The sequence below is a fragment of the Stackebrandtia sp. genome, assembly GCF_035643755.1.
In the GTDB taxonomy this organism is placed as follows: Bacteria; Actinomycetota; Actinomycetes; order Mycobacteriales; family Micromonosporaceae; genus Stackebrandtia.
Genome location: NZ_DASQPW010000261.1, coordinates 48,386 through 54,561, shown reverse-complemented (window position 1 = coordinate 54,561; position 6,176 = coordinate 48,386). Strand labels below are relative to the sequence as shown.

6 protein-coding genes and 1 riboswitch are annotated in these 6,176 nt (G+C 69.4%); of the genes, 1 reads left to right on the top strand and 5 read right to left on the bottom strand.

Annotation, left to right across the window (positions count from 1 at the left end):
• Positions 1–147: 147 nt before the first annotated feature.
• Positions 148–258: riboswitch (TPP riboswitch) on the bottom strand.
• 134 nt (positions 259–392) lie between these two features.
• The gene (gene wrbA, locus VE172_RS20260) at positions 393–1,022 is read left to right on the top strand and encodes an NAD(P)H:quinone oxidoreductase (protein WP_324803794.1); all 630 of its coding nucleotides are present in this window, start codon (positions 393–395) and stop codon (positions 1,020–1,022) included.
• A gap of 52 nt (positions 1,023–1,074) precedes the next feature.
• On the opposite strand, the gene VE172_RS20255 is transcribed toward wrbA, so the two are convergent.
• The 5 genes from VE172_RS20255 to VE172_RS20235 form a co-directional block, all read right to left on the bottom strand.
• On the bottom strand, positions 1,075–2,334 hold the full coding sequence (locus VE172_RS20255) for a coiled-coil domain-containing protein (RefSeq protein ID WP_324803792.1): 1,260 nt from the start codon (positions 2,332–2,334) through the stop codon (positions 1,075–1,077).
• Between the two features lie 92 nt (positions 2,335–2,426).
• Positions 2,427–3,146, bottom strand: coding sequence for a TerC family protein (locus tag VE172_RS20250; protein WP_324803791.1), 720 nt, complete (start codon positions 3,144–3,146; stop codon positions 2,427–2,429).
• 76 nt (positions 3,147–3,222) lie between these two features.
• The gene (locus tag VE172_RS20245; RefSeq protein ID WP_324803790.1) at positions 3,223–4,077 is read right to left on the bottom strand and encodes an ABC transporter permease subunit; all 855 of its coding nucleotides are present in this window, start codon (positions 4,075–4,077) and stop codon (positions 3,223–3,225) included.
• Positions 4,067–4,984: an ABC transporter ATP-binding protein gene (locus tag VE172_RS20240; RefSeq protein WP_324803789.1), complete on the bottom strand. Its 918-nt coding sequence runs from the start codon at positions 4,982–4,984 to the stop codon at positions 4,067–4,069. Before VE172_RS20240 ends, VE172_RS20245 begins: the two co-directional genes overlap by 11 nt.
• Before the next feature lie 47 nt (positions 4,985–5,031).
• Positions 5,032–6,078 (bottom strand): LolA family protein, encoded by a 1,047-nt coding sequence (locus tag VE172_RS20235; RefSeq protein WP_324803787.1) that lies wholly within the window; start codon positions 6,076–6,078, stop codon positions 5,032–5,034.
• Between the last annotated feature and the right edge of the window lie 98 nt (positions 6,079–6,176).

Here is a 6,176-nt window from a genome sequence, read left to right as displayed (position 1 = left end):
CGCGGTCGGTGTAGGAGTCGGCGACGCGGACCTGGAGCACCGGGGCGCCGGCCGCCAGCACGGCTCGGGCGACGGCGATCGGGTCGGCGCCGGGCCGGGTGTCGGTGATGCAGTGCAATCGTCCCAAGGGGACGGATACGGAACGCCGTTCAACCATGTCTCCTTCTCCCTGCGCCGGCATGATCCGGATCAGGTTCAACGGTCGGAAGCGCTGGCTTCCCTCTCAGCCCGGTGCTCCGGGCTCCCGTGGGTGGGTGGTTACGCGAGTGACCATACGTCACGCGCACCCGCGCTGACAAGGGCTCGCGACCTGGCATTTCGCGGTCACACACCCGATGAACACCGTAGGATCGCGGCCGAGACAGTCGTCACATCGTCAGGGGGAGATCGACATGCCCACGCCGGTCCAGGTCGCGATCATCTACTACTCCGCCACCGGCACGGTGCACTCTCTGGCTACCACCGCCGCCGATGAGGCGGGCACGATAGACGGTGCGGAGGTGCGGCTGCGCAAGGTGCGGGAGCTGGCGCCGCCGGAGGCCATCGCGTCCAATGAGGCGTGGCAGGCGCACGTCGACACCACACAGGACATCGAAGAAGCCACTTTGGATGATCTGGAATGGGCGGACGTCGTGCTGTTCGGCACGCCCACCCGCTACGGGCTTCCCACCGCGCAGCTCAAGCAGTTCATCGACACCTCGGGACCCCTGTGGCAGCAGGGAAGGCTCGTCAACAAGGTGGTGTCGTCGTTCGGCGCCAGCGCCACCGCCCACGGTGGGCAGGAGACCACATTGGTGGCCCTCAACAACACGTTCTATCACTGGGGCTGCGTCATCGTCCCACCCGGCTACGCCGACCCGATCCAGTTCCAGTCGGGAAATCCATACGGGACGACTCACGTCGGCGGCGCCCCCGATCAGCCGCTGCCCGGCGAGATCCAGTTGACCGCCATGCGCTTCCAGACCCGCCGCACCGTCCAGATCGGGCAGGCCCTGCTGCGGGGCGGCATGGGGCGCTCCTGAGACGACGCGCCGCCGCGCCCACGGCGGGACGCGGCGGCGCGGTTCGGTCACATCAGCTGATCGCCGGGATCTGCTGGGTGGGCGTCTCCACCGCGTAGGCCGGGCGCGGCGGGTTGAGCGGAAGGTCGTCGCCGGTCGACAGATTGGCCTTCTCCCAATCGGTTCCCGACCCCGCGACGTTGCCGAGCTGACGGCGCAGATCGTCCAGGTTGGAGCTCACGGAGCTCTCCCTGCGGCGCAGCTCCGCCACCTCGTCGCGCAGCGGCTGCACCATCTCCGCGGCCGCGGTGGCCGCCTCGGTGCGGATCCGCTCGGCCTCGGTGCGCGCCTCGGCCAGGATCGAGGCGACCATCGCCTCGGCCTGGGCGGCGATCTCCATGCCGCGCCGGTCGGCCTCGGCCTCGCGGTCCTCGGCCTTCTGCTTGGTCTCGCGGCTGCGCTGATCGGCCAGCGCCCAGCGTTCCTCGGCCTCGGTGACGATGCGCTGGGCCTGGGCGACCGCGTCGGCGTGCCGCTGCGAGTGCTCGCGCTCCACCTGCTCGCGGCGCTCGGCCTGGGCCAGGGCGAGCTCCTGCAGACGGGTCTGCCGGGATTCGGCGGCCTCGGCCAGCAGCGTGGCGGCCGCCGCCCGCTGCTCGTCGGCCTCGCGGGCGGCCGCGGCGCGCAGCTGGGTCACCTCTCGGTCCATTGTGGCGCGGTTGACCGCGATGTCCCGCTCGGTGCGGGCCTTGATCTCCGTGACCTCCTGGTGGATCTGGTTGCGCTTCTGGTCGACGTCGCGCTGGGTGTCGGCGCGCAGCAGCTCGCAGTCGCGGCGGGCGGATTCGCGCACCTCGACCGCCTCGGACTGGACGACGGCGGCCAGCTCGCCGGCCTCGCGCTTGGCGGTGGCCGTCATGGCGTCGGACTCGACGCGCGCCGAGGAGACGGTGGCGTCCGCCTCGGCCTGGGCGGTGGAGCGGATGGCCGTGGCCTCGCGCTTGGCCGCGTCGCGCTGTTCGTCGGCCTCGCGCTCGGACGCGCGCAGCTCCTTCTCCACGCGGGCACCGAGTCCGGCCAGGGTGGGCCGCTCGTTCTCCGCGATCTGGGCCGCGGTGTCGGCCAGCCGTCGCTCCAGGGCGTTGACGCGGTTCTCGTTGTGCCGCAACGTGGACCGCACGTCCGCCAGTTTAGACTCGGCCTCGGCGCGGGTCTGCTCGGCGTTCTTCACGGCCACCGAGATCCGGCGGGCGAAGGTGTCAACCTGGCCCCGGTCGTAGCCGCGCATGGAGACCGAGAACTCGGCCCCCGAAGGATCAAAGAAATTCGACATATCACTCTGTATGTGGGTAATTGGGATATTCCGGGACCCACACATCATCCCACCGACGGGCGGGACTCCACCGGCGACGCGCGAGGCGCCGGCTATTTCTTGTCGACGGCCTTCTTGGCGCGGATGTTGAGCATCTCCACCAGAAGCGAGAAGGCGATCGGCCCGTACACGTAACCCTTGGGGATGTGGAACCCCAGGCCGTCGGCGATCAGGCTGGCGCCAATCAGCACCAAAAAGGACAGTGCCAGCATCTTGATGGTGGGGTGCCGGTCGATGAACCCCGAGATGGCCCCGGCGAACACCATGGTCAGCGCGATCGCCACGATCACCGCCGCCACCATGACGGCCAGCTCGTTGGCCATGCCGACCGCGGTGATCACCGAGTCCAGCGAGAACACGATGTCCAAAAGCGCGATCTGAATGATGATGGACGTGAACGCCGCGCGGCCCGAGCGCTTCGGCGCCTGCTCCTCGTCGGCGCCCTCGAACCGGCCGTGGATCTCGTGGACGGCCTTGACGAGCAGGAAGAGCCCGCCGGCGAACAGGATGATGTCGCGCACCGACACCGGGTGCTCGAGCACGGCGAACAGCGGCTTGGTGGCGCCCACGAGCCACGACAGGGTGGCCAGCAGGGCGAGGCGGGTGATGAGCGCGAGGAACAGGCCCCAGAAGCGCCCGCGTGGGCGCTGCTCCTCGGGAAGCCGCCCGGTGAGGATGGAGATGAACACGACGTTGTCGACGCCGAGGATCAGCTCCAAAAGCAGCAGGGTGAGAAACGACAGCCAGGTTTCGGGGTTGACCAGCAACTCCATGACGCAACTGTACCGGCCGAATGATCTTGACGCCGAATGACGCGAAGGTGAGTAATCGCACCATGCCCGAAGCGCCCTAACACGTGATGTCCCTTGTGGTGAATCGCGCCCAGGCGGCGGAGGCGAAGACTGCGGCGTACACCCCGGCCACCACGAGGCCGATCGTGAGGTTGCCGGTCTGGACGGGTTCGCGCACCAGATCGCCCCAGTCGCGCCAGTACCCGGTGAGTAGGTACGGGTCCAGCCAGTCGAGCTCGGGCACGCTCACCAGCAACTGGTCACACAGGACGTACAGCAGGCTGCCGACGATGGCGGTGGCGGGATGGTCGGTGCAGGTGGCGGCGAACAGGGTCACGGTGCTGAAGGCGATCATCATCGCCATGACGTACAGGCACACCAGCGCGACCCGCCCCAGCGAGTCTCCGAACGGAATGGTGGAGCCGGACAGGGTGACCAGGTCGCCGGCGCCGAAGGCGGCGATGCCCGCGATCGCCCCGCACAGGGCCACGGCCGCGACCGCCGCGACGACGGCGATGGCGTTGGCGGCGAACTTGACGCACAGCAGCCGAGTTCGTCCGATGGGGACGGTGAGTAGGTAGCGCAGCGTTCCCGCGGCCGCCTCGCCCGACACGGCGTCGGCCGACAGCACGGCGACCGCCAGCGGCAGGAAGATCAGCGATTCGACGCTGAAGGCTGCCAGCACCACGAGCATGCCGTTGCCGAACATCATCGCGACCATGGGCGGGGCCGAGGCGGTGTGTTCGGCGGCGCCCGACAGCTTGAGCACCAGGGCCAGGACGACCGGGACGCCGCACAGCACCGCCAGGGCGATCTGGTTGCGGCGGCGGGTGGCGATGAACCGCAGCTCGCCGCGCAGCAGTCGCAGGCTGAGCCGGTCGGCGACCGGGGCCCGGAGTGTGTCAGCCGACATCGAAGCCCTCCCCGGTCAGCGAGATGAACACGTCCTCCAATGTGGGCGCACGGACGCCGAAGCCGCGCACGCCGATGCCCTGGTGCACCAGGGATGCGTTGATCTTCGCGGGCTCGGACTCGCCGATGTCGGCGTGCACCGTCTCGCCGTCGACGGCGACGTCGCCCAGCCCGAGCCGGACCAGTTCGGCGGCGACGGCGGAAGGGTCGTCGGTCTCCACCCGCAGCCGCGCCGCGGCCGTGGAGCACAGTTCGTCCATCTTGCCCTGTGCCACGATGCTTCCCCGGTAAAGGATCCCGACGTGCGAACAGATCTGCTCCACCTCGGACAGCAGATGCGTCGACAGCAGGATGGTCATGCCCTCGCCCGCCAGCTCGGCGATCAGCTCGCGCACCTGCCGGGTGCCCTGCGGGTCCAGGCCGTTGGTGGGCTCGTCCAGGATCAACAGGTCGCGGGGGCGCAGCAGGGCCGCCGCGATCGCCAGGCGCTGCTTCATTCCCAGCGAATAGGTGCCGAAGCGGGCGCGGGCCGCGGATCCCAGGCCGACGCGGTCCAGCGCGTCGGCGATCCGGCGGGTGGTGGTGCGGGGATCGGCGGTGCGGTCGGCGCAGTCGAGGCGCCGCAGGTTGTCCCGTCCCGACAGGTGCGGGTGGAAGGCCGGGCCCTCGACCATCGTGCCCACCCGGGGCAGCACGCGCAGCGCCCCGCGCGGCATCTCCACACCCAACAGTTCACAGTGGCCTTCGGTGGGTTCGATGAGCCCGAGCAGCATCCGGATGCTGGTGGTCTTGCCCGCGCCGTTGGGTCCCAGGAACCCGTATACGGCGCCGTACGGGACCCCCAGGTCGAGGTCCCGTACGGCGAAGCGTCCGCCGGCGTACTGCTTGGCCAGACCGGCGGTACGCACGGCGAGGGGGTCGTGCCCCGGCCCCCTCGCCGTCTCGTGTGGACTCATCAGCCCTTTGCCGCCGCGATCAGCGCGTCGGAGTCGACCGCGCCGACGTAGAGCTCGCCGCCGTCGGTCAGGTAGGCGTTGGCCACCTTGGTCTCCAGCAGCTTGCCGCCGTCGACCGGCTTGGCGTCGTCGATCCAGCCCTGCACGGCCTCGGGGCTGGCCCCCTCGTCCACCAGGGTCTTCTTGATCTCGGCCTCGGTGGTCGCGATGTGGGAGATCGAGCCCCAGCCGCCGCCGATGACGTCGCCCGCGGAGGTCTCGGCCGCCAGCGCGTCACCCAGCCTGCCGTCCTCGGTCACCTTGGAGCCCTTGGGCGCGTGGAACTTGTAGGTGTTCGCGCTGGGGGCGTCGAAGCTGACCTCGGTGAAGGACGCCGAGAATGCCGGGGAATCGGAGCCCTTGGGGTACACCTCGGTGGACAGCGCCATGCCGTTCTCGCCGTCCACGGCGACCTTCACTTGGTCGATGAGCGAGGAGGAGTCCTTCGGCTTCATCACCAGCATGTACGCGTCGCGCCCGGCCACGGTCACCTGGTCCTCAAGGGACAGGTCGGTTCCCGACGCGGAGGCCGCGGCCTTTTCGGCGCTGCCCTGCGGGTTCCAGCCGCTCACCGGCAGCATCGGGGTGTCGGCCCAGGGACCGGACAGGGTGCGGTGGCGGACCTCGCCCGAGGCGCTGTCCCAGCGGTACAGGTCCGTGCCGTCGCGGGTGTAGTCGGTCTCGGCGACGTCTCCCTGGTACGCCACGCGGGCCCGGTTGCCCTCGGCGGTGTAGGCGACCGACAGCTTGTGGGTGCCGGACGACAGCGCCGAGGTGGTCTTGCTCTTGTCGGTGGCGGGAAGGCCCAGATCGGATGTCTGCGTGACGTTTCCGGAAAACCCGTCCACATGCGAGGACTTGAGGTCGGACAGCACCTGGTCGGCGCTCTTGTCCGGCAAGCCCGCGGTGGCCGCCAGCACGATGCCGACACCTCCGGCGACGGTGACCGCCCCGGTCGCGATCGCGGCGGGTATCGCGAACCGCCGCAGGGTGCGTTTGCGAAGCATTGCCATTCCTAACTGTTGGGGACCGTTGAGGGGATGCTTCCAATGGTTTCTGTGAAGTAGCGCAAAGGCGTCTAAGATGTTTCGTTCCCAAGGCTTAA